This window comes from Streptomyces sp. NPDC020845, assembly GCF_044334165.1.
GTDB lineage: Bacteria > Actinomycetota > Actinomycetes > Streptomycetales > Streptomycetaceae > Streptomyces.
The window spans coordinates 990,530-1,017,144 of the sequence record NZ_JBIRSJ010000001.1 but is presented as its reverse complement, the minus strand read 5'-3'; the positions used below and the strand labels follow the sequence as shown (position 1 = coordinate 1,017,144).

Here is a 26,615-nt window from a genome sequence, read left to right as displayed (position 1 = left end):
TCTGGCACCCCATGCCACCCGCCCGAAAGAGCAAAAGCCCTTTCTCCGGGTCCCATTTGGGGCTGCCGCCCCGCGTGCCTCAGGCGCGGCGGTCGGGGCGGCGGCCAGGGGGCTGGCGCGGCTCGGGGCGGGCGGTGGGCTCGGGGACCTTGCGGGTCTGCGGCGACTTCTCGGTGATGGTGAGCGGGCGCCCGTAGTGGCGGATCTCCAGCGGGGCGCCGCGCACCATGGTGTAGGTGGCGGTGGCGTCGGTGATCTCCACCCGCAGGCACCTGCCCAGCACCTGGACGGTGAAGGCCAGCCGGGCCAGTTTCTCCGGCAGTTTGGGCGAGAAGTTGAGGGTGCCGTCGGTGTGGCGCATGCCGCCGAATCCGGCGACCAGCGCGATCCAGGTGCCGGCCAGCGAGGCGATGTGCAGTCCGTCGCGGGTGTTGTGCTCCAGGTCCCTGAGGTCCATCAGGGCGGCTTCGCCCAAGTAGTCGTAGGCCAGGCGCAGATGGCCGACCTCGGCGGCCATGACGGCCTGGGCGCAGGCGGACAGGGAGGAGTCGCGGACGGTCAGCGCTTCGTAGTAGGCGAAGTTACGCGCCTTCTCCTCCGCGGTGAAGGCATCGCCGCGCAGATACATCGCCAGCACCAAGTCGGCCTGTTTGACGACCTGCTTGCGGTACAGGTCGAAGTAGGGGAAGTGCAGCATCAGCGGGTACTGGTCGGGGTGTGTGCTCTCGAACTCCCACATCTGGTGGTCGGTGAAATCGGCCGACTGCTCATGGACACCCAGGGTCTTGTTGTACGGGATCGCCATGGCCTCGGCGGCATCCCGCCAGGCCGCGGCCTCCTCGTCGTCCACCCCCAGCACGGCGCCCTTGGCCGGGTGGCGCTCGACGACGTCCGCGGCGGCACGCAGGTTCGACTGGGCCATGAGGTTGGTGTAGACGTTGTCGTCGCCGAGCGCGCTGTACTCGTCGGGGCCGGTCACCCCGTCGATGTGGAAGCGGCCGTGGTGGTCGTGGTGGCCCAGCGAGCGCCACAGCCGAGCCGTTTCCACCAGCAGCTCCACCGCGCTCTCGCGTTCGAAGTCGTCGTCGCTGGTGGCCGAGACGTAACGCACCACGGCGTCGGCCACGTCCGCGTTGACATGGAAGGCCGCCGTACCGGCCGGCCAGTACCCGGAGCACTCGGACCCCTCGATGGTGCGCCAGGGGAAGGCGGCGCCGTGGTGGCCGAGCTGGCGGGCCCGCTCCCGGGCGGCGGGCAGCGTGGACTGCCGCCAGCGCAGCGCCTCGGCGACGGATTCGGGGAAGGTGTAGGTGAGCAGCGGCAGCACGAACGTGTCGGTGTCCCAGAAGGAGTGTCCGTCGTAGCCCGCCCCGGTGAGGCCCTTGGCGGGGATCGCCCGCTCCTCCGCGCGGGCCCCGGCCTGGAGTACGTGGAAGAGGGCGAAGCGCACCGCCTGCTGGATCTCGGCGTCGCCCTCGACCTCGACGTCCGCGCGGCTCCAGAAGTTCTCGAGCCAGGCCCGCTGCTGGTCCACCAGGCCCTTCCAGCCGGTGCTCGCGGCGCCGGCCAGCGCGGCCTCCACCTGGTCCCGGACGGCGGGCAGCGAGCGGGCGCCGGACCAGCCGTAGGCGACCAGCTTCTCCAGCCGCAGCACCTCGCCCGGCTGGAGCACCGAGGTGACGGTGAGGCGGGCGACGTCCTCGCTGCTCTCGCTGGAGGTGCGGGTGGGCGGCGGTCCGCTGATGAAGTGGTCGGCGGCGGCGGCGACCCGCAACCGGCTGGCCTCGGTGCAGTGGATCAGGCGCAGCCGCATGTCATTGGCCGCGTGCTCCTCGGGCAGCAGGGGGGACTCCAGGGCGGCGGCGACCCGGGGGTCGCCGGCGCGCTGCGGCAGTTGCTCGTTGGCGACCAGTTCGGACTGGACGACGATCCGGACCTCCGCGTCCACGGCCTCCACCTCGTAGGCGATGGCGGCGATGGCCCGCTGGGTGAGGGAGACCAGCCGGGTGGAGCGCAGCTTCACGGTGGTGCCGGAGGGGGAGGTCCACTCGCAGGTGCGGTGCAGCAGCCCGCCGCGCAGATCGAGGACGCGCTCGTGGGAGCGCAGCCGCCCGTAGCGCAGATCGAAGGGCTCGTCGTCCACCAGCAGCCTGATGATCTTGCCATTGGTGACGTTGATCATGGTCTGGCCGGACTCCGGGTAGCCGTAGCCGGCCTCGGCGTACGGCAGGGGGCGCAGCTCGTGCACACCGTTGAGATAGGAGCCGGGCCAGCCGTGCGGCTCGCCTTCGTCCAGATTGCCGCGCCAGCCGACATGGCCATTGGAGAGCGCGAAGACGGACTCGCTCTGCGGCAGCACATCGAGGTGGAGCTCGATTTCGCGCAGCATCCAGGGGTCGACGGCGTATGAGGAATCGGTGATCACGAGGCGTCCTCCTCAAGCAGCTCGGCGAGGTCCCGCACCACGATGTCCGCGCCGTGGGCGCGCAGCGCCTCGGCCTGGCCGACTCGGTCGACGCCCACGACACAGCCGAAGCGCCCGCCACGGCCGGCCTCCATGCCCGCCAGGGCGTCCTCGAACACCGCGGCGGCCACGGGGGCGACGCCCAGGTCGCGGGCGGCTTCCAGGAAGGTGTCCGGATGCGGCTTGCCCGCCAGCCCGCGCTCGGCGGCGACCACGCCGTCGATACGGACCTCGAAGAGGTGTTCTATCTTCGCAGAGATCAGGACATCGCGGCAGTTGGCGCTCGACGAGACGACCGCGGTGCGCAGGCCCGCGGCGCGGACCGCCTCGACAAAGCGCACCGACCCCGGGTACGCCTCGACCCCCTCCTCCCGGATCTTCTCCAGGACCAGGGCGTTCTTACGGGTGCCGAGGCCGTGCACCGTGTCCGCGTCGGGCGGATCCTGGTCCGTCCCCTCGGGCAGCTCGATCCCCCGGGACGCCAGGAAGGTGCGCACCCCGTCGGCGCGGGGCCGCCCGTCGACGTACTCGTCGTAGTCGTCGACCTTGTCGAAGGGGCGGAAGCCGGGGCCCTCGCGGCGCCGGAGGAAGTCGTCGAACATCTCCTTCCACGCCGCCGCGTGGATCACCGCGGTGCGGGTCAGCACCCCGTCGAGATCGAACAGGCAGGCCCGGACGGACTCCGGGAGGCGGAGCTTGGTCATGGCCCCCGGTTCCCCCGCAGCCGTCGGTCTATGCCTCGAATCGGCTACCGGCGAGTGAGCCGAAGGGGCGCGACCCTGTCGAAAGGGAGAGCGCGCGGAGGCCCTGAGACTGCAATCGCCACGCGGCGGAGCCGCATGGCGATGCAGCCGGCTCCGCCGCGCGAAGGGCCGAGCACGGTCGACCGTCGACAGTGGCTGAGGCGCCCCGGAGGCACCTCCCAGCGGTAGCTGGGGGAGAACCGAGCCACAAAAAGGCGGGCTCAGCGCGGGGCGACGGTGCGGCCGAGGCGGCGGGAGGCGTCGGCGGCCTCCAGGATGGCCACCACCTCGCGGCCGAACCGCACGTCACAGGGGTCGTCGGTGCCGGTGCGGGCGCCTCGCAGCAGCCGGTCCGCCGCCGCGGCGAACGCCTCGACGGGGCTGATCCCCGCGTCGGGGACGGCGGCCACGCCCTGTTCGCCGTAGAAGTCGCAGGTGTGCGCGACGGCGGCGGGCCGGGCGTCCAGGGTGAGCGCGAGGGTGCCGACCGCGCCCGAACGGTGGCGCAGCAGCACATGCGCTGCCCCGCGCGGGCCGCCGACCGCGGTGACCTCGGCGACCGGGCCCAGCACCGGCAGCAGGACGGACAGGGCGTGCGGGCCGACGTCCCACAGGCCGCCGCGCTCCCGCCGCCATGGGGAGCCCCCGTAGGGGTTGCCGGGCCGGAAGATCGAGGCGAAGGCCGTCGCCCGGCCGCCGTCCCAGCCTCCGTCGGCCACGGCACGGGTGAGGAAGTCCTCCACCGGCTGGGCGAAGCGGCGGGTGAAGAACACCACGGAGGCCAGCCCGCGCTCCTCGACGGCGTCCACCACGCGATCGGCGTCCTCGGTGGTGAAGGCGAGCGGCTTGTCGAGCAGCAGATGGCGCCCGGCGCGCGCGGCGCGCAGCGCCAGGTCGCTCTGGATGTCCGGCGGCAGGGCCACGGCGACCGCCTCGACGTCGGCGATCAGCTCGTCGGGCCGGTCGTAGACCCGGATGCCGTACCGCTCGGCCAGCGCCCGCGCCTTGGCCGGGTCCCGGCCCCAGACGCCCACCAGCTCCGCCTCGGGGTGCGCGGCGAGGGCCGCGCCCTGGGTCTCGGCCGCCCAGTGACCCGTGCCCAGCAGTCCGAACCGCAATGCCGCCCCCTCTGTCTCCCGGTGCTCCGCTCGCTGCCGGGCGCGATCCTACGCCGCGCGATGCGGGTCGGCGGAAGAGGGCCGGGAGATCGGTGGTGCCCCCGCGCGGGGGAGGCCCGCCACCCGGTCGGATGCCGGGGCGCGCCGCCGGGTCGCGGCGGTGGCAGTGTGAGCCTCGGCCGGGCCGGTCCGGGCGGCCACCGCGGCCGTACCGGCCGGCGGGAGACCGCGTCCCGTGGCACGCCCGCGGCTTCGCCCGCACCACCGCTGGAGGAATCCCGTGGCCCGTGGCCCGATCCGCCCGTATCGCCAGGAAGGCGCAGCGACCGCCCCGCGCGCCGACGGCCCGCGGACCCTGCCGCTCACCGTGGCACGCCACTCCCCCGCCCTGCCGCTCACCGTGGGACGCCACTTCCCCGCCCGGCGGCGGGCCGTGCGGCTGCGGGTGGCCGGGGCGCTGCTGCTGGTGTGCGCCGCGGCTTCGGCCTGTGCCGCCTCCGACGAGCAGACGCGGCCGGCGCGCACGATGCCGTCGCGGACGTCCAGCGCGTCGGCGTCGGCCGCGGCCTCGAAGGCCGCCGCCGCTCGGCTGCTGCCCGGGATGCCACCACCGCTTGACCCGCACGACCTGTACGCGGCCGACCGGCCGGGCAAACTGTCCCCGGTGGTCAAGGGGATCCCGTCGCGGGTGTATGTGCCGAACACGCTGTCCAACACGGTCAGCGTCATCGACCCGAAGACGTACAAGGTGATCCGCACCCTCCAGGTCGGCAGCCAGCCGCAGCACGTCGTGCCCTCCTGGGACCTGAAGACGCTGTGGGTCAACAACGACCTCGGCAACAGCCTGACCCCGATCGACCCGGCCACCGGGAAGACCGGCCGCCCGGTGGACGTCCACGATCCGTACAACCTCTACTTCACCCCCGACGGCAAGTACGCGGTGGTGATGGCCTCCGCGGACCGGGCGCTGGTGTTCCGGGACGCGCACACCATGCGGGTGGTGAAGTCGGTGCCGGTGTCGTGCTACGGCGTCAACCACGCGGACTTCTCGCCCGACGGCCGCTACTTCATCGTGTCCTGCGAGTTCTCCGGCGAGCTGCTGAAGGTGGACACGGCGCGGATGAAGGTGATCGGGCAGCAGCGGCTGCCGCTCGTGGGCGCCATGCCGCAGGACGTGAAGATCTCACCGGACGGCAGGACCTGGTACATCGCCGACATGATGGCCGACGGGGTGTGGGTGCTGAACGGGGACGCCTTCACCCGCCCCCGGCTGCTGCCCACCGGCCAGGGCGCCCACGGTCTGTATGTCAGCCGGGACTCCCGCAGCATGTACATCACCAACCGCGGCGAGGGCACCATCTCGGTCCTGTCGCTCGCCACCGGCAAGCTGGTGGAGCGCTGGCGGCTGCCCGGCGGCGGCAGCCCCGATATGGGCGGGGTGTCCGCCGATGGAAAGGTGCTGTGGCTCTCCGGCCGCTACAACTCCGAGGTGTACGCGATCGCCACCCGCGACGGCCGGCTGCTGGCCCGGATCCCGGTGGGCGGCGGCCCGCACGGGCTGGCCGTCTTTCCCCAGCCGGGCCGCTACTCTCTGGGCCACACCGGCGTCTTCCGCTGAGCCGCGTACCGGGCCCGGCGAGCCGATGACGGGGCGTAAGCCGTCTTCCCCCGCCGACCACCCCCGCGTAGCGTGACGTGGACATGCCTGGATGGGCGGCAAGGGGAGGAGTCGCGAGTCGCGATGGAGAACGGCAGCAGGACACGGCGTCAGTTTCTGGCCACGGCGGGAACCACCGGCGGCGCCCTCGCACTGGGCACCACGATGGCCCTCCCCGCCTCGGCCGCGCCCAAGGCGGCCCGTACCGTCGCCGTGCTCGGCGGCGGCGTCTCGGGGCTGAGCGCAGCGCAGGAGCTGGCCGAGCGGGGGTTCTCGGTCACGGTGTACGAGCGCAACCGCATCCTCGGCGGCAAGGCCCGCAGCATGGACGTCCCCGGCACCGGAAGCGGTGGACGCAGGGCCTTACCAGGTGAGCACGGCTTCCGCTTCTTCCCGGGTTTCTACCGGAATCTTCCCGACACCCTGCGCCGGATCCCCTTCCCCGGCAACGCCGGCGGATGCCGGGACAACCTGGTCGCGGCGACCGAGGAGTTGTTCGCCCGCAACGGCGGCACCCCGGATCTGCGGCTGCCGTTCCGCACCCTGACCGCGCCGCCCGATCCGAGCTCCCTCACCCCCGACGCGTTGCTGCAACTCCTCATCGGTTTCCTGGACACCGCACTCGGCCTGCCCGCCACCGAGACCGCGTACTTCGCAGGCCGCGTCCTGGTCCAGCTGACCAGCTGCGATCTGCGCCGCGAGGGGCAGTGGGAGCGGGTGCCGTGGTGGGACTTCGTCAAGGCCGAGAAGATGTCGCACGACTACCAGCGGCTGCTGGCCGTCGGCATCACCCGTAACATCGTCGCCACCAAGGCGGAGGAGGCCAGCACCCGCACCGTCGCCCGCGTCCTCCAGGCGTTCGTGTACAACGTCCTCGCGCGGGGCCACGACGGGGAGCCGGACCGGGTGCTGAACGCACCGACCAGCGAGGCGTGGATCGATCCGTGGGAGACACATCTGCGCTCACTGGGTGTGCGGTTCGAGCTCGGCGCCGAGGTGACGGAGCTGAGTTACGAAGGCGGGCGGATCACCGGGGCGCGCCTGAAGGACCCGGACACCGGCGCCACCCGCACCGCCACCGCCGACCACTACCTCAGCGCGCTGCCCGTCGAACACGCCCGCACCACCTGGGGAGCGTCGCTGCGGGCCGCCGATCCGCAGCTCGCCCGCTGCGACAAGCTGCGCACGGACTGGATGGTCGGCGTCCAGTTCTATCTGCGCACCCCCACCCCGATCCTGAACGGCCATGTGGACTGCGTGGACTCGCCCTGGTCGATCACCGCCATCGGACAGGCGCAGTTCTGGAAGGGGCGCGACTTCCCCGCCGACTACGGGGACGGGCAGGTCACCGACTGCCTGTCCACCATCGTCTCCGAATGGGACAAGCCCGGCATCCTGTACGGGAAGACCGCCAAGCAGTGCACCCGTGAGGAGGTCGTCCGCGAGATCTGGGCACAGCTGAAGGACAGCCTGCACGACACCGGACGGACGGTGCTGCGCGATGCGGATGTGCATTCGTGGTTCATGGACCCGGCCGTCGAAGGGCTCGGAGGACCCTCGCCCAGCAATCGCGAACAACTCCTGATCCATCCGGCCGGCACCTGGTACAACCGCCCCAGCGCGGCCACCGCCGTGCCCAATCTCTTCCTCGCCGGGGACTATGTGGCCACCGACATGGACCTGGCGACGATGGAGGGCGCCAACGAATCGGCCCGCCGGGCCGTCAACGCGCTCCTGGACGCCGAGGGCTCGAGCGCCCCGCGGTGCGCCATCTGGACGCTGTACCAGCCGCCGGAGCTGGAGCCGCTGCGCCGCATCGACGAGACCCGCTACCGGCTGGGGCTGCCCAACGCGTTCGACCTCGGCTGACACGCAACGGTAGGGACCTGTTCAGATCCGCCAGGAGCGGATGCGGCCCGCCGCGTCGTAGACGTCTGCCTTGCTGGACAGGATGTCGCGGACCAGGTCGATCAGCGCGCCGTACGGCGGATCGATGCCCTCGCCCGAGGCGTGCATATAGGCGACGGCCGTGGCGCTGGCGAATCGCGCGTTGCTCGCCGGGAGCGGTCTGAGCAGCGCGATGGTGTGCAGCAGCGCCGCGGCGCGCCACGCGGGGTCCGGGTCGACGCCCAGGCGTGGCGGGTCGACGCGATGCCGGGCCACGGCGGCGACCAGTCCCGAGAAGTCGGAGATGGAGGGTTGTTCCGGCATGACCTCCTCATGGCGCTGCAGCAGCCAGGGGACGTCGATATGCAGTAGCGGGGCCATGGTCAGGCGGCCTGTCCCGGGTCGTGGGGGCGGTGTTCATCATCCGGGAACGCATCGGCGAACGCCTGCGCGTTGTCCGCGAAGAAGCGCCGGAAGACTTCCGCGCCTTCCTGCAGCGCGCGGTGGCGGGCGATGTCGGCGACGGTCGCCTCCCGGACGAGGGCCTTCATCGTGGTGCCACGCTCCTTGGCGATCTGGCGGAGGTCCTCAAGTTCCCGATCGCTGAATTCCACATTGAGAGCTGACATGCTCCCCACCCTACTTGCCAGGTACCTCGACAGCAATCGCCGCAGGTCAAATATTGTTTTTGTAGGTACTTGACAAGTATTTCGAGCTCCCGGGCCACCGGCCTTCGAACACCTGCGGGTACGGTGAGCCGCACCACAGGAGAGAGAGGGACCATGGAGCAGCGTGAGTTCGGCCGGATCGGCAGGAAGGTCTCCGTCGTCGGACTGGGGACCTGGCAGCTGGGCGCGGACTGGGGCGAGGTCGGCGAGGACGACGCGCTGGCGGTGCTGGACGCGGCCGTCGAGTCGGGGGTGACCTTCTTCGACACCGCCGATGTGTACGGGGACGGGCGCAGCGAGCAGCTCATCGGGCGCTATCTGCGAAGCCGCCCGGACACGCGGATCTTCGTGGCGACCAAGATGGGGCGACGACTGCCGCAGGTCGCGGAGAACTACACGCTGGACAACTTCCTGGCCTGGACGGACCGTTCGCGCGCCAACCTCGGGGTGGACACGCTGGATCTGGTGCAGTTGCACTGCCCGCCGTCGTCGGTGCACTCCTCCGACGCCGTCTTCGACGCGCTGGACACGCTGGTGGACCGGGGGCGTGTGGCGGCATACGGGGTGAGCGTGGAGACCTGCGAGGAGGCGTTGGCGGCGATCGAGCACCCGGGGACGGCGAGCGTGCAGATCATTCTCAATCCGTTCCGGCTCAAGCCGCTGGAGCGGGTGCTGCCCGCGGCCGCCGCGGCCGGGGTGGGGATCATCGCGCGGGTGCCGCTGGCGTCGGGTCTGCTGTCCGGCCGGTACACCAAGGACACGGTGTTCTCCGAGAACGATCACCGCACGTACAACCGCCACGGCGAGATGTTCGACCAGGGTGAGACCTTCTCGGGTGTGGACTTCGCGGCGGGCGTCGAGGCGGCGGTGGAGTTCGGGGAGCTGGCGCCCGAGGGGGCGACGCCCGCGCAGACGGCGCTGCGGTGGGTCGTCCAGCAGCCGGGGGTGACCTCGGTCATCCCGGGGGCGCGTTCGCCCGAGCAGGCCCGGGCGAACGCCGCGGCGGCGGCGCTGCCCGCGCTGGAGCAGGGCACGCTGGACGCGGTCCGCGATCTGTACGACCGGCGGATCCGCGCCCAGGTGCACCACCGCTGGTAACGCCGGCGGGTCAGTTCGGGAAACCGGCGGCCTGCGCCCACGCGCTGAGCTCGCGCTGTGCCGCGGCGCGCAGCTCGGCCGAGGGGGCGGCGGTGCCGTCGGCGACCAGCGCGTAGTGGAGGGTTCCGGCGCCGGGCGGCGCGGAGAGCAGCAGCCGCCTGGCGTCGGTGCCGCCGCTCTCCGCCGCGGTCGCCACGGGGTGGTCGGCGGTGTGCCCGTGCGCGGTGTAGGCGGGCGGGCCGGTGACGGTGCCCAGGTCGGAGACGACGGTGGTGGTGGCGGGGTCGAAGTCGCGGGGCAGGTGCAGTTCGGTGGGGGCCTCGGTGGTGCCGTTCTGCCGCCACACCAGCACCCCGTAGCGTCCCGAGCCGACCAGCCGGGCGACGTTGGGCAGGCTGCTGGGGACGCGGTCCCAGCTCAGGGTGGTGGAGCCGTCGCGCGAGCGGTCCTCGAAGGTGAAGGCGAGGGTGCGGCCCGCCACCGCGCTCGGGTAGAGGCGGTCCAGGAGCCGGGCGTCCTGGCGGAGCACGGCCGCCCCGGTGTCATCGAGCCGTACGGCCGACAGGTCCTCGTCGTTCCAGGCGTCGCCGGCGGTGAGGATCTTGTCGGGGTTGCCGTTCATCGTCTCGTGGTGGCGGCCGTTGTACAGATCCCACTGCCACTGGTTGGCGGACAGGACGGGGCCGGAAGTGGCGGCCTTGCCCCACCAGGTGGCGCCGCTGAGCCGGGAGTCCAGCGCCTGGTACAGGCCCTTGACCACGGTCGGCGCCTTGTCGGAGGTGAAGCCGGTCAGCGGGTGTCCGTACTCGCTGACGACGGCCGTCGTGCCGAGCGCCGAGGCGCGGTCGCGCACGGTGGCGAAGTCGGTGGCGTACTGCCCGTCCTGGGCCTTGCCGGGCATGAAGACGCCGGAGATGGCCTTCTGGTCGTAGAAGTGGGTGTTGAACACATAGCGCGAGCCGATGGCCCCGGCGTCGAGCAGGCCGCCCTCCTGGCGCTGGAAGTCGATGTTGGAGTTCCAGAACAGGTTGGGCTCGACGAAGGCGGGCTTGTCGGCCCAGCCCGCGGCGTCCATACGCGCCCGGAACTTCTCGTAGAACGGCCACAGCACGTCCTTCTCCCAGGCGCGGCTGGACTGTCCGTCGTCGTAGCGGCCCGCGTACGGCTCGTTGTACGGGTCGAAGCCGACGACACGGGCGAACTCGTCGGCGGTCAGCCGGCCGGCGAGGTAGGCCATGGTCTTCTCGGCGGTGGCCAGGAAGGCGTCCTGGACCCGGACCGTCCCGGCGGAGGTCTGCAGGGCGCGGTTCTTCCAGAAGTCTCGGGTGGCGTCCTGGACGGCCGGGTTCTGGGTGATGTTCTGGCCCCAGTGGACGCAGATGCCGCAGGACTCCTCGGGGTAGCCGCCGGCCTTGACGACCCATTCGGGTGCGCCGTCGCCGGAGTACCAGCTGTCCTTGTCGAACAGATGGCTGGAGTAGAGGTCCTGGTGGAAGTCGGGGTAGATCCGTATCCCGGCGTCCAGGAAGGCCCGCATCTGCTCGGTGGCCTTGCGCAGATACTCCTCGTCGACCTTGCCGGGCTCGGGCTCGGCGTGGGCCCAGGACAGCAGGAAGCGGACGGAGTTGGCGCCGGTGAGGCCGCGCATGGCCTGGGCGGACTTCCGGGCGTCGGCGGCGCTTGCGAAGGGCAGGCCGCCGTTCTCCGCCAGCTTGACCTCACCGGAGACATTGAATCCGCGCAGTACGACCTCGCGCCCGTGGCCGTCGGTGAACCGGCCGCCCGCTACGGAGATCCGGTCCGCGGCCGGGCCGTCGGACCAGGGCGGCTCGGCGGCGGCCGCGGTGCCGCCCGGGGCGGCGACAGCCGCCATCAGCAGCAGGGCGGCCGCCCCGAGCAGTCGTGTGCGGCCCGTCCGAAGACGAACCCTCATCCCGTGCGTCACTGTGGTCGCCATGAACCTACCGTCGGGTAAACATGAGCGTCCGTCAACATACCCGGCGCGCGCAGTTCACCGATCAGCGGTGGCCGAACCAGTCCATCGCGGGCAGGGCCTTGTCGCCGTAGTCGAACAGGGCCTGGTTCTCCCAGGCGTTGCCGGAGCCCGGGTCGGTGGGGTCCCAGCCGCTGCCCTTGACCGCGGTCCAGGCCGGCTCCCAGTAGACGACGCCCAGGCCCCGGCCGCCCGGCACCGCCTCCACCACGTTCATCACATCCCGGAGGTTGGCGGCCTGCCCGGCGGGCGTGGCGGGGTAGCCGTCGACGAGCTGGTCGGCGGTGGCCACGTTGTTGGCCAGGCCGTCGTCGTTGGCCAGGGTGTGGGCGTAGGCGGTCTCGGCGACCAGCACCGGCTTGCCGTAGCGGGCCGCCACGTCGTCCAGGTTGGCCTGGAGATCGGACAGCGGGCCGTGCCAGTAGCCGTAGTACGACAGGGCGATGACGTCGAACGGCACCTTCTGCGCGACCGCCTGGTCGAACCACCACCTCGTGCCCCCGTTGTCCCCGCCCTTGGCGAGGTGGAGCGCGACCTTGGTGTCGGACGAAACGGCCTTGGCGGCGTTCGCACCGGCGGTGAGCAGCCCGGCGAGCTGGGAGAAGTTGCTGGTGGAGCCCTCGGGCCAGAGCATGCCGCCGTTGATCTCATTGCCGATCTGGACCATGTCGGCCGTGGTGCCCTGCGCCTTCAGCGCGCCCAGGACGTCGTACGTGTGGTCGTACACGTCCTGCTTGAGCCGGCTGTAGTCGTGTCCGGCCCAGGCGGCCGGCTTGGTCTGCTTGCCGGGGTCGGCCCAGCTGTCGGAGTAGTGGAAGTCGATCAGCAGCTTCATCCCCTGGGCCTTGGCGCGCTTGGCCATGGCCAGCACCTTGGCCTTGGTGTTGTAGCCGTCGGCCGGGTTCACCCACACCTTCAGCCGCGCGTAGTTCATACCGGAGGCGCGCAGGATGGCCAGGGCGTCGCCGCTGGTGCCGTTCGCGGAGCGGTAGGTGGCGCCGAATGCCTCGTTCTTGGCGAGGGTGGACACGTCCCCGCCCTTGATCGCGAGCCCCGTGCTGCCTCTGGTGAAGGTGAGGTCGTCCAGGTTGGCCCACTCCCCCGCGTGGGCGTCGGAGTTGAGGCTGATGGTGCACTGACCACTGGTGACCGTGACCGAGGTGACCAGGCGGATCCACTTGCCGTTCGGGGTGGGCGGCAGATCGGTGCGCTGCTCGGCGCCGCCGCAGTCGCGCAGGGCGAGGTACGCGGCGTTCTGTCCGCCGCTGGAGCGCACCCAGGCGCTGAGCGTGTAGGTGCCGTTCGCGAGGCCGGACAGGTACTGGTAGGTCTGCACCTTGTACGCCGAGGAGGACCAGTGGGACAGCCGGTAGCCGCCGCTGTGGCCGCCGGTCTCGGTGTAGGACGCATTGTTGTTGCCGGCGGCGGAGTAGGTGCTCCAGCCGGACGGGGTGGCGGTGCCGGTGCCATCGGCCTCGAATCCGGTGTTGGCCAGGGTGCTCGCGGCGTGTGCGGCCGGCGCGGGGAGCGCGGTCAGCAGCAGCGCGCCGAGGGCGGGGAACGCGGCGGTTCGCAGCAGGGTGCGGGTGGTGCTCCGTATGTCGTGCATCGTCGAGTCCCTTCGACAATGAGCGAGTGGGGGTATGAGCGTGTCTTGGCGCGCTGCGCGGGCTGGACTGAGGAGCCGCGCAGCGATGGAGGAGCGAGCAGTGACGAAGGAAGCCCGCGCAGTGGAGCGCGCCGAGACTGAGCGGGAGGAGGGGCATGAGCGGAGTTGCGGTCGTTCAGCCGTCCAGGCGCAGTACGCGGACGGCGCCCGCGGGCACCGCGAGGTGTCCGGCGCTGCGCTCGCCGGTGAGCAGTTCGGTGCCGGGCGTGGGGTGGGGCACCTTGGCGTCGGTGTCGCCGTGGTTGATCGCGAAGAGGTAGCTGCCACAGTCGCCGGTACGGTGCACCACCTCCACATCGCGGGGCAGGTCGGGGCGGTCCGCGAGGCCCGCGTCGGCACAGACGGGGGCGAGCAGGGTCGCCAGGTCGTGGGGGGCGAGCCGGGTGGAGAGGTACCAGGCGGTGCCCCGGCCGAGCCGGTGGCGGGTGACGGCGGGGTGGCCCGCCGCGAAGCCGTCGGCGTAGGTCCATACGGTCTCGGCGCCGCGTGGCACCACGATCTCGGACCAGACGTCGCCGGTGAGCTCGGCCCCGCCGGGGCCGGTCAGGCGCACCCGCCCGCCCTCGGTGAGCGGCGAGAACTCCTCGACCACCAGGCCCAGGACATCACGCAGCACACCGGGGTAGGGGCCGGGGTGCACGGCGTCGTGTTCGTCGACGATGCCGGAGAAACACGAGACGACGAGGGTGCCGCCGCCCTCGACGTACGCGCGCAGATTGTCCCCGGCGCGTGCGGTGGCGAGGTAGAGGGCGGGCACGACGACGAGCGGATAGCGGCTCAGATCGGCCTCGGGGTGGGCGAAGTCGACGGTCAGGTGGCGGTCGTAGAGGACTTCGTAGAAGCTGTCGGCGCGTTCGCGCGCGTCCAGGTCCTCGCTCGGCCGCCACTCCAGCCGCTGCGCCCACCAGGACTCCCAGTCCCAGACCATCCCCGCGTCGGCCACCGTACGGCTGCCCCGCAGCTCGCCCAGGTTCGCCAGGTCGGCCCCGAGCGCCACGACCTCGCGCCATACGCGGCTGTCGGTGCCGGCGTGCGGCACCATCGCCGAGTGGAACTTCTCCGCGCCGTGCCGTGACTGGCGCCACTGGAAGAACAGCGCGCCCTCGGAGCCGCGGGCCACATGCCCCAGGCTGTTGCGGGCCATCTCCCCCGGCCGCTTGGCGGGGTTGCGCGGCTGCCAGCTGACGCCGCTGGTGGAGTGTTCGAGCAGCAGCCAGGGCGCGCCGCCGGCGACGGAGCGGGTCAGATCGGCGGCCATGGCGAGGTTGACATGGGTGCGGCGGCCGTCGGTGATCAGATAGTGGTCGTTGGTGACCAGGTCGACCTCGCGGCCCCAGGCCCAGTAGTCGACCGAGTCGCACTGGCTGAGCGCGGTCATGAAGTTGGTGGTGACCGGGATGCCGGGGGACAGCCGGTGCAGGATGTCGCGCTCGGCGGTGAAGTTGGCGCGCATGGTGGCGTCGGCGAAGCGGGCGTAGTCAAGACGCTGGGCGGGGTTGGCGACGGTGGGGGTGGCGCGCGGCGGGTTGATCTGCTCGAAGGCGCCGTAGCGCTGGCCCCAGAAGGCGGTGCCCCAGGCGTCGTTGACCGCGTCCAGGGTGCCGTAGCGCTCGCGCAGCCAGTGGCGGAAGCCGTCCGCGCAGGTGTCGCAGTAGCAGGCGTTGACCGGCACTCCGTACTCATTGTGCACATGCCACAGGGCGAGCGCGGGGTGGTCGCCGTAGCGCCGGGCGAGCTGTTCGGTGATGGCGGCCGCGGCCCGGCGGTAGGCGGGCGAGCTGTGGCAGACGGCGCCGCGTGAGCCGAACTCGTAGCGCACGCCCTCCCGGCTGACCGGCAGCGCCTCGCGGTGGGCGCGGTAGAACCAGGCGGGCGGGGCCACGGTGGGGGTGCCGAGGTCGACGGCGACACCGGCCTCGTGGAGCAGGGCGAGCAGCCGGTCCAGCCAGCCGAAGTCGTAGCGTCCGGGCTCGGGTTCCAGCAGCGCCCAGGAGAAGATCCCGACGCTGACCATGGTGACCCCGGCCTCGCGCATCAGCCGGATGTCCTCGGGCCAGAGGGATTCGGGCCACTGCTCGGGGTTGTAGTCGCCGCCATAAGCGAGGCCAGCCATCGCAACTCCTGGGAATCACTGGGAACGTACACAGACCACAGGGCAGCGGCCGCCCCCAGATAACCGCATGGCAACGAGCATTGACAAGCGTCATCTGCGTTTCTCTACTGTTCTCTCTACTGTGAACGCTCACAGATCGCCCAGGGAGGCATTCGTGAACCATCACCCCGTCAACCTTCGTGTCCTCGCGGTATCGGTCACGGCCGCCTTGTCGGCCACCGCCCTGCTCACCGGCTGCGGTTCGTCCGACGACTCGGCCGACTCGGACGGTCCGGTCGAGCTGACCTACTGGGCCTGGGCACCCGACCTCGAGAAGGTCGCGGCGATCTGGAACAAGGAACACCCGGACATCAAGGTGACCGTCAAGAAGCAGGCGTCCGGCGACGACCTCGTCACCAAGATCATCACAGCTGCCAAGGCGCATAAGGCCCCGGACCTGGTGCAGGCCGAGTACCAGGCGCTGCCCACCCTGGTCAGCAACGATGTGCTGGCCGACATATCCGGTCAGGTGGGCGGCTCCGAGGGCGAGTTCGCCGCGGGCATCTGGCGCCAGGTCACCCTCGGCACGGACGCGGTCTACGCCCTGCCCCAGGACTCCGGGCCGATGATGCTCTACTACCGCAAGGACCTGTTCCAGCAGTACGGCCTCCAGGTCCCCACCACCTGGGAGGAGTTCGCGGCCACCGCCCGCAAGCTCAAGGAGAAGGCCCCGGACAAAGCCCTCACCACATTCTCCGCCAATGACTCCGGGCTCTTCGCGGGCCTGGCCCAGCAGGCCGGCGCCAGCTGGTGGACCACCCGCGGCGACAAGTGGAAGGTGGCCATCGACGGCGCCCCCACCCGCAAGGTCGCCGACTTCTGGGGCGGCCTGGTCAAGGAGGGGGCCATCGACAACCAGCCGATGTACACCCCGGCCTGGAACAAGGCGCTCAACACCGGTAAGCAGATCGCCTGGGTCAGCGCGGTATGGGCCCCCGGCACCCTCAAGACCGCGGCCCCCGACACCCAGGGCAAATGGGCGATGGCGCCCCTCCCTCAGTGGAGCAAGGGCTCGAACTGGACCGGCAGCTGGGGCGGCTCCTCCACCGCCGTCAGCAACGACAGCGCGCACAAGGACGCCGCCGCGAAGTTCGCCAAGTGGCTCAACACCGACCCGAAGGCGGTCGCCGCGCTGGTGAAGGTGTGCGACGTCTACCCGGCCGCCACCACCGCGCACAATGGCGACGCGCTGAAGAAGGCGCCCGACTTCTTCCCCGACCAGCCCGACTTCTACGCCAAGGTCGCCAAGATCACCGAGGGCATCGCACCCGCCGCCTGGGGGCCGAACGTCAACGTCGCGTACGCGTCCTTCAACGACAGCTTCGGCAAGGCCGCCAAGAACAAGTCCGACTTCGGCGCCGCGCTGACGGCCATGCAGCAGGCCACCGTCACCGATCTGAAGAAGCACGGCTTCGAGGTCTCCGAGTGACCCTGCGCCCCACGGGGCACGGTCCGCGCCGCGCCCCCTATGTCTTCCTCCTTCCCGCGATCCTCCTGTTCGCCGGTCTGTTCGCGCTGCCCATCGGCTACGCCCTCTACCTCAGCCTCCACAAGATCGACGTCAAGGGCCTGGGGCTTGGCAAGGGCGCCCGGGAGGAGGTGTGGGCCGGTCTTTCCAACTACACCGACGCGCTGCACGACCCGGAACTGCTCGACGGCGCCCAGCGCGTCCTCGGATACGGCCTGATCGTCGTGCCCACGATGCTGGGCCTGGCCCTGCTGTTCGCGCTGCTGCTCGACGCCGACCGGCGGGGCCGCAAGGACACCCTGCTGCGCGGCTTCTCACGGCTGGCGATCTTCCTTCCGTACGCGATCCCCGGCGTGGTCGCCGCGCTGTTGTGGGGGTTCCTCTATCTGCCCGATGTGAGCCCGTTCCACTATCTGCTCGACAAGGCGGGGCTGCCGCGGCCCGAGCTGCTGGACGGCAACGGGCTCTATGCGTCCCTGTCCAATATCGCGGTGTGGGGCGGCACCGGCTTCAACATGATCGTGATCTACACCTCGCTGCGATCCATACCCGCCGAGATCTACGAGGCGGCGCGGCTCGACGGGTGCTCCCAGATACAGATCGCACTGCGCATCAAGATCCCCATGGTGGCCCCGTCCCTCGTGCTCACCTTCTTCTTCTCGATCATCGCCACCGTGCAGGTGTTCAGCGAACCGACCACCCTCAAGCCGCTCACCAACTCGGTCTCCACCACCTGGAGCCCCCTGATGGATGTCCATCAGAAGGCCTTCGTGGAGGGCGATCTGTACGCGGCCGCCGCCACCTCGATGATCATCGCGGTCGTCACCCTGGTCCTGTCCTTCGGATTCCTGAGGTTCGCGGGCGCCCGTACCGGTCAAGGAGACGCCCGATGAGCACCACCGCCACCACCGCCACCACGGCCGTCCGCGGCCGCGCCTCCTGGATCCCCACCGCCCTGCTGCTGCTCGGCGCCCTCTACTGCCTGCTGCCGGTCGCCTGGGTCGCGATCGCCTCCACCAAGAGCGGAGGCGAGCTCTTCTCCACCTTCACCTTCCTGCCCGGCACCGGATTCGCGGACAACATCGCCGACCTGTCCGCGTACCGCGACGGTGTGTACTGGAGGTGGATGGCCAACTCGCTGCTGTACGCGGGGCTCGGCGCGCTGCTGTCCTGCGCCGTCTCCGCCCTGTCCGGCTACGCCCTGGCGCGCTACCGGTTCCGCGGCCGCGAGGCCATCTTCAACGTCCTGCTGACCGGGGTGCTGATGCCCCCGGTGATCCTCGCCGTACCGCAGTACCTGCTGCTGGCCAAGGCCGACATGGCCGACACCTATCTGTCAGTGCTGCTGCCGAACATCCTGTCGCCGTACGGGATCTATCTGGCACGGATCTACGCGGCCGCGGCCGTCCCCGCCGAAATGGTCGAGGCGGGGCGGATGGACGGGGCGGGAGAGTGGCGGATCTTCCGCTCGGTGGCGCTGCCGATGATGCGGCCCGGCCTGGTCACGGTCTTCCTCTTCCAGTTCGTGGCCATCTGGAACAACTTCCTGCTGCCGTACATCATGCTCGGCGACGACGAGAAGTTTCCCGTCACCCTGGGGCTGTTCACCCTGCTTCGGCAGGGCTCCGCCACTCCGGCCCTGTACACCCTCGTCATCACCGGAGCGCTGCTGGCCATCATCCCGCTCATCGCGCTGTTCCTGGTCATCCAGCGCTTCTGGAGTCTGGATCTGCTCTCCGGGGCCGTAAAGTCCTGACCGACGAAGCGATATCTGGAGAGACAAGAACGCGCATGAGCCGCACCGGCAACAGCACCCCCGGCCGACGACGGCCACCGACCATCCATGACGTGGCGCGCGAGGCCGGAGTCTCGCGCGGCACCGTCTCGCGCGTCCTCAACGGTGGGCACTATGTGAGCCCGGCGGCGCAGGAGGCGGTCAACACCGCCATCCGCAAGACGGGCTATGTCGTCAACCGGCATGCCCGCTCGTTGATCACCGGCCGGTCGGACTCGGTGGCCTTCCTGCTCACCGAGGTGCAGGAGCGGTTCTTCGAGGACCCCAACTTCAGTGTGCTGCTGCGCGGCTGCACCCAGGCGCTGGCCGCACACGACATCACGCTGCTGCTGATGAGCGCGAGCGACGAACCGGAGCGGCGGCGGATCACGCGCTTTCTGACCGGCGGCCATGTCGACGGGGTGCTGCTGGTCTCCAGCCACTCCGGCGACCCGCTCGCCACCCGGCTGCGGAAGGCCGGGGTGCCGCTGGTGGCCTGCGGCAAACCGCTGGTCCAGAGCCCGGGGATGGCCTACGTCGCCGCCGACGACCGCGCCGGGGCCCGCGACATGGTGCGCCATCTGCTGAACACCGGCCGCCGTCGCATAGCGACCGTCACCGGCCCACTGGACACCCCCGGCGGCGTCGACCGGCTCGCCGGATACCGCGAAGAACTCGCGGCGGCGGGCCTGGCGGCGGACGAGGAGCTGGTGGTCTCGGGCGACTACAGCCGTGCCAGCGGCGATCGGGCGGCGGCCGAGCTGCTGGCGCGGGCGCCGGACCTGGACGCCGTCTTCGTCGCCTCGGACCTGATGGCCCAGGGCGTGCTGGCCGCGCTGCGGCGGAGCGGGCGGCGGGTGCCGCAGGACGTCGCCGTGGCCGGGTTCGACGACTCCCCTGCCGCGCTGGCCACCAGCCCCCGCCTGACCACGATCCGCCAGCCGTGGGAGCGGATCACCGCCGAAATGGTGCGGGTGCTGCTGGCGCAGATCGGCGGCGAGGAGCCGTCCGGGGTGATCCTCCCCACCGAACTCGTGATCCGGGAATCGACCTGAGGCGCTGAGGTGCGGGCACTGTGTGTGTCGCGGCGCCCGCGCCCCCTCCCCGCTGTGCGGCCGTGTGGCGGCGCGCTACCGCGCGAAGCCGCGGCCCAGCTGCGCGTCCGCCTCGGGGCCGCCCAGCGCGTTCGGCCCGAACGAGACGACCCCGGTGGTGGTCAGCCCGCCCGTGCCGCCACGCAGCACCCAGGCCGCACCGCTCGAGGTATAGGTGCCGTCCTCGTCGGGCGCGCCCACGGCCAGGTCGTCCTTGCCGTCGCCGTCGGTGTCCCCGAGCCGCACGGCCGCGCCGAAGTGGTCCCCGGCCTCCGCGGCGCCCGGGACGCCCGCGGTGTCCTGGGTGAACGCCTGGGCGCCGGTCCCGCTGAGGCCGCCCGCGCCGCCGTAGAGCTGTACGACGCTGCCCGCGTCCACGCCGCCGTCCAGGTCCTCGTACGGGATGCCGACCGCGACGTCCGCGTACCCGTCGCCGTTGACGTCACCGGCGCTCAGCGAGTAACCGAACTGGTCGCCGTCCTCGTTCACCCCGGGCACGCCCGCGGTGTTCTGGTCGATGACCTTGGTGCGGGTGGCGCCGGGGCCGCTCGCGGAGCCGTAGAGGACCTTGATGGTGCCGTGGTCGTACGGCAGGTTCTCCACCACGTTGCCGGGGACGGTCCGGATGATCAGGTCGGCGTAGCCGTCCTTGTCGACGTCGCCGATGGTGCCCGAGGCGGCGTGGTCGATCCGGGTCGGCGCCGAGCCCAGGCCGCTCGCGCCGCCCTTCCAGTACAGGCTCGGCTCGGACATCTCCTCGAAGGCGTGGGTGGTGACCAGGTCGTCGGAGCCGTCGCCGTTGATGTCGCCCGCGACCATTTCGGTCGGGCCGAAGGTACGGCCCGTGTTCAGGGTGTTCGCGGTGGCCGCAGTGCCCTGGCGGGTGAACGGGCCGTACAGCACGCGCAGTTCGCCCTCGCCGGTGCCCTCCGCGACCAGGTCGGCGTGGCCGTCGCCGTTGAAGTCGCCGCCGGCCAGGATCCCGTCGTCGGTGCTGGTCGAGTCGGGCAGCGCGGTGCCGCCCGTCAGCCCGCCCGCCGAGCCCCACAGGACGGTGACGGGCGAGTCACCCGCGGACTGCACGGCCAGGTCGGTGTAGCCGTCGCCGTCCAGGTCCCGGGCGACCGTGCGGTAGCCGAACCAGGCCCCGTCCGCCGGGTCGCCGGGGACGCCTGCGGTCTCCCGGCTGATGATCTGCCGGTGGGTGATGTCCGCCCCGGTGGCCGAGCCGTAGACCACCGCGACATAGCCGGCGCGGGTCTTGCCGCCGACCGTGGCGGCGGGGGCCGAGACCACGACGTCCGGGTGGCCGTCCTTGTCGAAGTCGGCCCGCGGCGCGGCCCCGGCGAGGGAGGTGCCGGTGGCACCCTGCTCGGCGGCGCCGGCAGTTGAAGTGGACAGTAAGGCGGGGGCGGTCACGAGTGCGGCCACCATCGCGCAGCGCACGGCGGTGGCAATGGAGCGATGACGCACAAGTCCTCCTGCTGTTGGTACAGAGTTCATCTCGGGTACACCCTGGAGGACTGCTGATCGGCGGCGACGGTTGTGCGCCGGGCGCGATCAATCCATGTGTGACGCGTCGGCCGGGCCCGGCTCCGCGACGTCCGGCTCATCCGTGTCCGGCCCATCCGCCGGCTCCCGGACATACCTCAGGACACCCATCATGTGGTGGTCGCCGACGGTTTCCGGGGCGGCGGCCACGCAGTCCGCCAGCTCCTTGGCGAGGGTGTCGGCGTCGATTCCGGCCCCGATCATCACCAGTTGTGTCATCCGGGCCTCGCCGGGTGCCCAGTCCGACGGCTGGAAGCGGAGGTAGGAGCCGACCGCGTGCAGGGCGAACTTCTCGCCGTGTCCGGGGGCGGCGAAGTGGATGAAACCCTTCATCCGAAAGAGCCCGGCGGGCCGGCCGTCGAGGAATTCCATGAACCGGCGCGGATCCAGCGGCCGGTCTGCGGTGAACTCCACGCTCTGGTAGGCGGCGTGGAGGTGTTCGTGCCAGTCGTCCTCGTCCGAGCACACCTCGGCGAAGGAGAGCTGGTGGAACCGCTCCTCGTCCGGCGCGCCGGGGCCGCGGTCGAAGAGGAAGTCGGGGTCGACGCGCCCGTGTTCGGCGGTGACGACGGGGGTGCCCGGGGCGATACGGGCAAGTGTCTCCAGCACCCGGGTGCGCTCCGGCTCCCGGACCCGGTCGGCCTTGTTGAGCACCACCGCGTCGGCTGCCCGCACATGCCGGTCGAGCTCCGGGTGGCGCTCACGCGTGTTCTCGAACTCCACGGCGTCGACGACCTCGACCAGTCCGCCGTACGCGATGTGCTCGTTCTCGCTGGAGAGCAGCGTACGGATCATGCTCTGCGGCTCGGCGAGGCCGCTCGCCTCGATCACGATGACATCGATGCCCAGCGCCGGTTCGGTGAGCCGGGCCAGCATCTCGTCCATCTCGGATGAGTCGGCGGCACAGCACAGACAGCCGTTCTCGATCGGGATCATGGAGTCGACCTGACCGGCGACGGCCATCGCGTCGATATTGATGCTTCCGAAGTCGTTGACGATGACGCCGATGCGGGTGTCCACGCTGCCGCGCAGCAGGTGGTTGAGCATGGTGGTCTTTCCGGAGCCCAGGAAACCAGTGACGAGTACGACCGGGATCCGCCTGGTGGCCAAGGTTGCGACTCCGTTGCGATGATTGCGTTGCGGTGATGCGCATGCGGCGACTCGTGGGCGCGCGGCTGCGACGGCTCATCCTATCCGGCGTACGGAGCGAGCCCCGTACGCAGCATGGCGAAGGCACGGTCGGCGGCGGCCACCGCGCCCGGGTAGACCTCGTCGGCGCTCCCACCGCCCTCGATCCGGCGCCAGTTGTCCTGGCCGAGGATCCGCTGGACCGCGATGATCTGGCCCGCGGCGAGGCGTGGCGTAACGTCGTCCGGCGCCGCGAGGTCATCCGGTTCAGGTCCGCCGATCGCGCTCAGCGCGGTGGTCAGCGCCTCCTCCGATCTGCTGATGTACTCGAACATGCGCGCCACCAAGCTGGGCGTCCCGTACAGCAGCCGTTGGAACGCCAGCACGCCCGGCACATCGTTCAGGCCGGTGATCGGATCGCGCCGCTCCAGCCCCGCCAGGAAGTGCTGGTGCAGCGCGGCCAGAGGCGACTGTCCCGCCGTACGGTCCCGGACCACCCGGGCCGCCTCGTCCTCGTGGTCGGCGAAGCGGTGCAGCACCAAGTCCTCCTTGGCCGGGAAGTACCGGAACAAGGTGGGCTTGGACACCTCGGCCGCGGCGGCCACATCGGCGACGGAGACCTGGTCGAAGCCCCGTTCCAGAAACAGGGAGATCGCCGTTTCGGAGATCGTCCGGTACATCCGCCGCTTCTTGCGCTCCCGCAAGCCCGTCTCGCCGCTCATGGGACGCAACCGTAACCCTTGCCCGAACCTGACCGGTCTCGGCCACGCGGCACCGGCCCGGCCATCGACGGGTTCCTCGTCCGCAATCGCGCGCGTACCGCCGCCAGGTCGGCATCAACACCGCAAGCCGTACCATTTGGCGCCACCGGACTCTAGTGGGATCCTGGCCGACTTGCGCCTATCAGCCGTCTTCCGCAGCCACCCGCCACGTCCTTAAGCTCTCAACAAGAGAGACGGCTGATGCACCTGTGCCACACGATGCCCGTGTGACCCGGGCCGGGCCCCGCGCAAACCGCTCAGCGCCGGAGCGCCGACTCTTCGACACACACGGCACGCGCTTCTCCCCCACACCCGCCAGTCCTGGCACGCCTTGGGCCCGTTCAATCGAACGTTGATCGAAATACCGAACACCGCGCCCGGTGCGCCGATCGGCGCGCCCTCATGCCCGGACACGACCGCGCGCACGGGCGGTTGGGCCCTATCACCGCGGAAGGAATCGACACGATGCACCCGGAAACAACGCACCAGGAACCGAGCGAACAGGACACGGCACCCGCCTGGTCCACACATCCGCTGCACGAGCTGTCCGAGGACGACCGCCACCTCTTCCAGCGGTTCGGCCGAGGGCCGGTGGCGGCCGTGCCCTGGGCCGGTGTCCACCACGCCTTCGAACAGCACGCCGCCACCGGTCCGCACGCCGTCGCGGCCGAACACCTCGGCGCGACCATCACCTACGGAGAGCTGGACCGGCAGGCGAACCGGCTGGCCGCGCACCTGGCCCGGCTCGGCGTGCGTCCCGGCGACAACGTGGCGTTATGCGTACGGCGTTCCATCCCCATGCTGGTCGGTCTGCTGGCCACGCTCAAGGCCGGAGCGGCATATGTGCCGCAGGACGCCGGGCTGACCCCCCGCGCCCAGCTCGACCACGTCATCCGCACCGCCCGGACCCGCGTCATCCTCACGACCTCCGGCTTCGCGGACCGGATCCCGGTGCCCGACGGCCACGTCCTCGTCGCCATCGACACCATGACGGTGAGCAGCGGGGACACGGCGGCGTTCCGGCCCGCCCGGCCCGTCCGGGGCGACGACGGCTGCTATGTGCTCTTCACCTCCGGCACCACGGGGCGCCCCAACGGGGTCACCGTCACCCATCGGAACGTCTGCAACATCCTGCTGACCGAACCCGGCGACCTCGGTATGCGCCCCGGGACGCGGGTGAGCCAGATCCTCAATGTGGCGTTCGACATGGCCGCGTGGGAGATCCTGGGCTGCCTGAGCCACGGCGCCACCCTGGTCATCCGCGGCAAGGACATCGCCGAGACCGTGCGGCGGGTGGACGTGGTCATCGCGACCCCGACCGTGCTCAGCCGGATCGACCCCGACCTGTGCCGAGACGTGAAGGTGGCGGCCGTGGCCGGGGAGCCCTGCCCGCGACGGCTCGCCGACCGGTGGGCCCGCTTCTGCACCTTCTACAACGCGTGCGGACCGACCGAGACCACCATCGTGAACACCATGCAGCGCCACGACCCCGCCGCGCTGCGCCTGACCATCGGCCGCCCGACCCCCAACAACACGGTGTACGTCCTCGACGCGGACCGAAGGCCCTGCGCCATCGGCGAGACGGGGGAGATGTGGGCCGGCGGTGACGGGGTGTCGGCCGGCTATCTGCACAACCCCGCGCTGAACGCCGAGCGCTATGTGCCCGATCCCTTCCTGGGCGGGGGCCGGATGATGTTCCGCACCCGCGACCTGGGCCGCTGGACACCCGACGGGGAGCTGGAACATCTGGGCCGGACCGACGACCAGGTGAAGGTGCGGGGGTTCCGCGTGGAGCTGGACTCGGTGTCGGCGGTGCTGGAGTCGCTGCCCGGCTGCGCCCGCGCGGTGACGCTGAAACCGGACGACACCGGCCTGGTGTCCTTCGTCTCGCCCGCCCATCTCGACCCCGAGGCGGCGCGGCGGGCCGTGGCCGCCGCGCTCCCCTACTACTGCGTGCCGCGGGCGGTGCACCCGATGGCGGCGCTGCCGCTCACCAGCCGTGGAAAGGTCGACAAGGCGGCCCTGCTGCAACTGGCCGCCGAGCGCCGGACGAGTGGCGAGGTGGCGTCATGACCCCCGCCCGCACCGTGGCCCCGGCGCCCCGGGCGAAGGTGGCGCTGCCGCCACCGACATCGCTGCCACGGCGGATCCTCAAGCATCCGCGCCTGATGCACTACAACCGGCTGATCGCGCTCGTATGGGCGGTCAATCTGGTCTTCCTCGCCGCCCGCGCGGACGGGGGGCTCGGACCGCGGACCCTCTCCCACGCCGCACTCGCGAACTTCCTGCTGGCGGTCGTGGTCCGCCAGCAGTACGTCATCAATCTGCTGTTCCGGCTCGCCACCGCGGCGCCCACCAGCTGGCCGCTGCGGATCCGCTGGACACTGGCCAAGGTCTACCACTTCGGTGGGCTGCACGTCGGCGGCGCCACCGCGGGCGCGCTGTGGTTTCTGGCCCTGGTCGGCTCGCTCACCCGGCACGGGGCTCCGGCCGCCACGCTCGCCGTCTCGTATGCGCTGCTGGGGCTGCTGGTGGCCATCGTGGCCACCGCGCTGCCGCCCTTCCGGGCGCGGTTCCACGACCACTTCGAGAAGGCACACCGCTTCGGCGGCTGGGCGGCGCTCGCGCTGCTCTGGGCGCAGACCGTGCTGACCACGCTCGACGAGCGGGGTGGCGCCTCCGCCGCGGCGGCCCTGCTGACGGCTCCCGAGCTGTGGACCGTGGCCGTGCTGACCTTCAGCGTCGCCCTGCCGTGGCTGCGGCTGCGCCGGGTGCCGGTGGCCATCGAGCGCCCCTCCTCGCATGTGGCCCTCGTCCGCTTCGACCACGGCGTGACGCCGTTCGCCGGGTCGTCCACGGCCATCAGCCGCAACCCGCTGCTGGAGTGGCACTCATTCGCCAATGTGCCCGCCCCCGGTGAGACGGGGTTCCGCCTCACCATCTCCCGCGCCGGGGACTGGACGGGGAAGTTCATCGACGACGCGCCCTCCCACGTCTGGGTCAAGGGCATCACCACGGCGGGCGTGGCCAATATCGAGACCCTGTTCACCAAGGTGGTCTATGTGGCCACCGGCAGCGGTATCGGCCCCTGTCTGCCCCATCTGCTGGCCCGCGCGGTTCCGGCCCGTCTGGTCTGGGCGACCCGCGATCCGCGCAGGACCTACGGCGACCGGCTGGTCGACGAGATCCTCGCCGTCCAGCCCGACGCGCTCATCTGGGACACCTCCGAACACGGCAAGCCCGACATGGTCGAGCTGGCCTATGCCGCGTACGCCGACTTCGGGGCTGAGGCCGTGATCTGCATCTCCAACAAGAAGCTGACCTGGCAGGTCGTCCAGGGCATGGAGCGCCGCGGGATCCCCGCGTACGGCGCCATCTGGGACTCGTAGG

At 71.1% G+C, this 26,615-nt stretch carries 20 protein-coding genes; 9 read left to right on the top strand and 11 right to left on the bottom strand.

Features of this window, described 5'->3' with window-relative positions; translation table 11 throughout:
* Positions 1 to 79: 79 nt before the first annotated feature.
* From ACH4U7_RS03595 to ACH4U7_RS03585, 3 genes are all read right to left on the bottom strand, one after another.
* Positions 80 to 2,425: a glycoside hydrolase family 65 protein gene (locus ACH4U7_RS03595; RefSeq protein ID WP_398526360.1), complete on the bottom strand. Its 2,346-nt coding sequence runs from the start codon at positions 2,423 to 2,425 to the stop codon at positions 80 to 82.
* Positions 2,422 to 3,168 (bottom strand): HAD family hydrolase, encoded by a 747-nt coding sequence (locus ACH4U7_RS03590; RefSeq protein WP_398526359.1) that lies wholly within the window; start codon positions 3,166 to 3,168, stop codon positions 2,422 to 2,424. Before ACH4U7_RS03590 ends, ACH4U7_RS03595 begins: the two co-directional genes overlap by 4 nt.
* Before the next feature lie 260 nt (positions 3,169 to 3,428).
* Entirely contained in the window at positions 3,429 to 4,325 is an 897-nt protein-coding gene (locus tag ACH4U7_RS03585; protein WP_398526358.1) for a Gfo/Idh/MocA family protein, read from the bottom strand.
* 280 nt (positions 4,326 to 4,605) lie between these two features.
* Here ACH4U7_RS03585 and ACH4U7_RS03580 point away from each other — a divergent pair, with 280 nt between their 5' ends.
* The gene (locus tag ACH4U7_RS03580; RefSeq protein WP_398526357.1) at positions 4,606 to 5,943 is read left to right on the top strand and encodes a hypothetical protein; all 1,338 of its coding nucleotides are present in this window, start codon (positions 4,606 to 4,608) and stop codon (positions 5,941 to 5,943) included.
* A 123-nt stretch (positions 5,944 to 6,066) separates the two neighbouring features.
* Positions 6,067 to 7,851 carry an FAD-dependent oxidoreductase gene (locus tag ACH4U7_RS03575; RefSeq protein WP_398526356.1) on the top strand — a complete coding sequence of 595 codons (1,785 nt, stop codon included), beginning with the start codon at positions 6,067 to 6,069 and terminating at the stop codon, positions 7,849 to 7,851.
* 21 nt (positions 7,852 to 7,872) lie between these two features.
* Here the strand turns inward: ACH4U7_RS03575 and ACH4U7_RS03570 are convergent, their stop codons facing one another.
* Entirely contained in the window at positions 7,873 to 8,250 is a 378-nt protein-coding gene (locus ACH4U7_RS03570; protein ID WP_014174260.1) for a hypothetical protein, read from the bottom strand.
* A 2-nt stretch (positions 8,251 to 8,252) separates the two neighbouring features.
* A complete protein-coding gene (locus ACH4U7_RS03565) occupies positions 8,253 to 8,498 on the bottom strand; it encodes a hypothetical protein (protein ID WP_014174261.1) in 246 nt (81 codons plus the stop codon).
* A gap of 153 nt (positions 8,499 to 8,651) precedes the next feature.
* Between ACH4U7_RS03565 and ACH4U7_RS03560 the strand changes: the two genes are divergently transcribed.
* On the top strand, positions 8,652 to 9,635 hold the full coding sequence (locus ACH4U7_RS03560; RefSeq protein WP_398526355.1) for an aldo/keto reductase: 984 nt from the start codon (positions 8,652 to 8,654) through the stop codon (positions 9,633 to 9,635).
* Positions 9,636 to 9,645: 10 nt separating this feature from the next.
* Here the strand turns inward: ACH4U7_RS03560 and ACH4U7_RS03555 are convergent, their stop codons facing one another.
* The 3 genes from ACH4U7_RS03555 to ACH4U7_RS03545 form a co-directional block, all read right to left on the bottom strand.
* Positions 9,646 to 11,592 carry a cellulase family glycosylhydrolase gene (locus ACH4U7_RS03555; protein ID WP_398526354.1) on the bottom strand — a complete coding sequence of 649 codons (1,947 nt, stop codon included), beginning with the start codon at positions 11,590 to 11,592 and terminating at the stop codon, positions 9,646 to 9,648.
* A gap of 61 nt (positions 11,593 to 11,653) precedes the next feature.
* On the bottom strand, positions 11,654 to 13,237 hold the full coding sequence (locus ACH4U7_RS03550; RefSeq protein WP_398526353.1) for a glycosyl hydrolase 53 family protein: 1,584 nt from the start codon (positions 13,235 to 13,237) through the stop codon (positions 11,654 to 11,656).
* 175 nt (positions 13,238 to 13,412) lie between these two features.
* Positions 13,413 to 15,410, bottom strand: a complete 1,998-nt coding sequence (locus ACH4U7_RS03545) for a beta-galactosidase (protein WP_398526352.1) — start codon at positions 15,408 to 15,410, stop codon at positions 13,413 to 13,415.
* A 154-nt stretch (positions 15,411 to 15,564) separates the two neighbouring features.
* Here ACH4U7_RS03545 and ACH4U7_RS03540 point away from each other — a divergent pair, with 154 nt between their 5' ends.
* Genes ACH4U7_RS03540 through ACH4U7_RS03525 form a run of 4 tightly spaced genes read left to right on the top strand, consistent with a single transcriptional unit; the run spans position 15,565 to position 19,746 of the window.
* On the top strand, positions 15,565 to 16,878 hold the full coding sequence (locus ACH4U7_RS03540) for an ABC transporter substrate-binding protein (protein WP_398526351.1): 1,314 nt from the start codon (positions 15,565 to 15,567) through the stop codon (positions 16,876 to 16,878).
* Complete coding sequence (locus ACH4U7_RS03535) at positions 16,875 to 17,810, top strand: carbohydrate ABC transporter permease (protein WP_398526350.1); 936 nt, start codon at positions 16,875 to 16,877, stop codon at positions 17,808 to 17,810. Before ACH4U7_RS03540 ends, ACH4U7_RS03535 begins: the two co-directional genes overlap by 4 nt.
* Complete coding sequence (locus ACH4U7_RS03530; RefSeq protein ID WP_398526349.1) at positions 17,807 to 18,673, top strand: carbohydrate ABC transporter permease; 867 nt, start codon at positions 17,807 to 17,809, stop codon at positions 18,671 to 18,673. Before ACH4U7_RS03535 ends, ACH4U7_RS03530 begins: the two co-directional genes overlap by 4 nt.
* Positions 18,674 to 18,708: 35 nt before the next feature.
* Positions 18,709 to 19,746: a LacI family DNA-binding transcriptional regulator gene (locus ACH4U7_RS03525; RefSeq protein ID WP_398526348.1), complete on the top strand. Its 1,038-nt coding sequence runs from the start codon at positions 18,709 to 18,711 to the stop codon at positions 19,744 to 19,746.
* A gap of 75 nt (positions 19,747 to 19,821) precedes the next feature.
* Here ACH4U7_RS03525 and ACH4U7_RS03520 read toward each other — a convergent pair whose 3' ends face one another.
* The 3 genes from ACH4U7_RS03520 to ACH4U7_RS03510 form a co-directional block, all read right to left on the bottom strand.
* Entirely contained in the window at positions 19,822 to 21,258 is a 1,437-nt protein-coding gene (locus ACH4U7_RS03520) for an FG-GAP-like repeat-containing protein (protein WP_398526347.1), read from the bottom strand.
* Between the two features lie 87 nt (positions 21,259 to 21,345).
* The gene (locus tag ACH4U7_RS03515; protein WP_398526346.1) at positions 21,346 to 22,446 is read right to left on the bottom strand and encodes a CobW family GTP-binding protein; all 1,101 of its coding nucleotides are present in this window, start codon (positions 22,444 to 22,446) and stop codon (positions 21,346 to 21,348) included.
* An 80-nt stretch (positions 22,447 to 22,526) separates the two neighbouring features.
* On the bottom strand, positions 22,527 to 23,186 hold the full coding sequence (locus ACH4U7_RS03510) for a TetR/AcrR family transcriptional regulator (protein WP_398526345.1): 660 nt from the start codon (positions 23,184 to 23,186) through the stop codon (positions 22,527 to 22,529).
* A 504-nt stretch (positions 23,187 to 23,690) separates the two neighbouring features.
* Between ACH4U7_RS03510 and ACH4U7_RS03505 the strand changes: the two genes are divergently transcribed.
* Complete coding sequence (locus tag ACH4U7_RS03505; RefSeq protein WP_398526344.1) at positions 23,691 to 25,298, top strand: amino acid adenylation domain-containing protein; 1,608 nt, start codon at positions 23,691 to 23,693, stop codon at positions 25,296 to 25,298.
* Entirely contained in the window at positions 25,295 to 26,614 is a 1,320-nt protein-coding gene (locus tag ACH4U7_RS03500; RefSeq protein WP_398526343.1) for a hypothetical protein, read from the top strand. Before ACH4U7_RS03505 ends, ACH4U7_RS03500 begins: the two co-directional genes overlap by 4 nt.
* Position 26,615: the final 1 nt, after the last annotated feature.

Coding starts and splice junctions, on each gene's coding strand:
- ACH4U7_RS03525 (WP_398526348.1), top strand. CDS start 18,709: ATGAGCCGCACCGGCAACAGCACCCCCGGCCGACGACGGCCACCGACC.
- ACH4U7_RS03550 (WP_398526353.1), bottom strand. CDS start 13,237: ATGCACGACATACGGAGCACCACCCGCACCCTGCTGCGAACCGCCGCG.
- ACH4U7_RS03590 (WP_398526359.1), bottom strand. CDS start 3,168: ATGACCAAGCTCCGCCTCCCGGAGTCCGTCCGGGCCTGCCTGTTCGAT.
- ACH4U7_RS03545 (WP_398526352.1), bottom strand. CDS start 15,410: ATGGCTGGCCTCGCTTATGGCGGCGACTACAACCCCGAGCAGTGGCCC.
- ACH4U7_RS03510 (WP_398526345.1), bottom strand. CDS start 23,186: ATGAGCGGCGAGACGGGCTTGCGGGAGCGCAAGAAGCGGCGGATGTAC.
- ACH4U7_RS03505 (WP_398526344.1), top strand. CDS start 23,691: ATGCACCCGGAAACAACGCACCAGGAACCGAGCGAACAGGACACGGCA.
- ACH4U7_RS03530 (WP_398526349.1), top strand. CDS start 17,807: ATGAGCACCACCGCCACCACCGCCACCACGGCCGTCCGCGGCCGCGCC.
- ACH4U7_RS03560 (WP_398526355.1), top strand. CDS start 8,652: ATGGAGCAGCGTGAGTTCGGCCGGATCGGCAGGAAGGTCTCCGTCGTC.
- ACH4U7_RS03500 (WP_398526343.1), top strand. CDS start 25,295: ATGACCCCCGCCCGCACCGTGGCCCCGGCGCCCCGGGCGAAGGTGGCG.
- ACH4U7_RS03565 (WP_014174261.1), bottom strand. CDS start 8,498: ATGTCAGCTCTCAATGTGGAATTCAGCGATCGGGAACTTGAGGACCTC.
- ACH4U7_RS03555 (WP_398526354.1), bottom strand. CDS start 11,592: ATGGCGACCACAGTGACGCACGGGATGAGGGTTCGTCTTCGGACGGGC.
- ACH4U7_RS03575 (WP_398526356.1), top strand. CDS start 6,067: ATGGAGAACGGCAGCAGGACACGGCGTCAGTTTCTGGCCACGGCGGGA.
- ACH4U7_RS03570 (WP_014174260.1), bottom strand. CDS start 8,250: ATGGCCCCGCTACTGCATATCGACGTCCCCTGGCTGCTGCAGCGCCAT.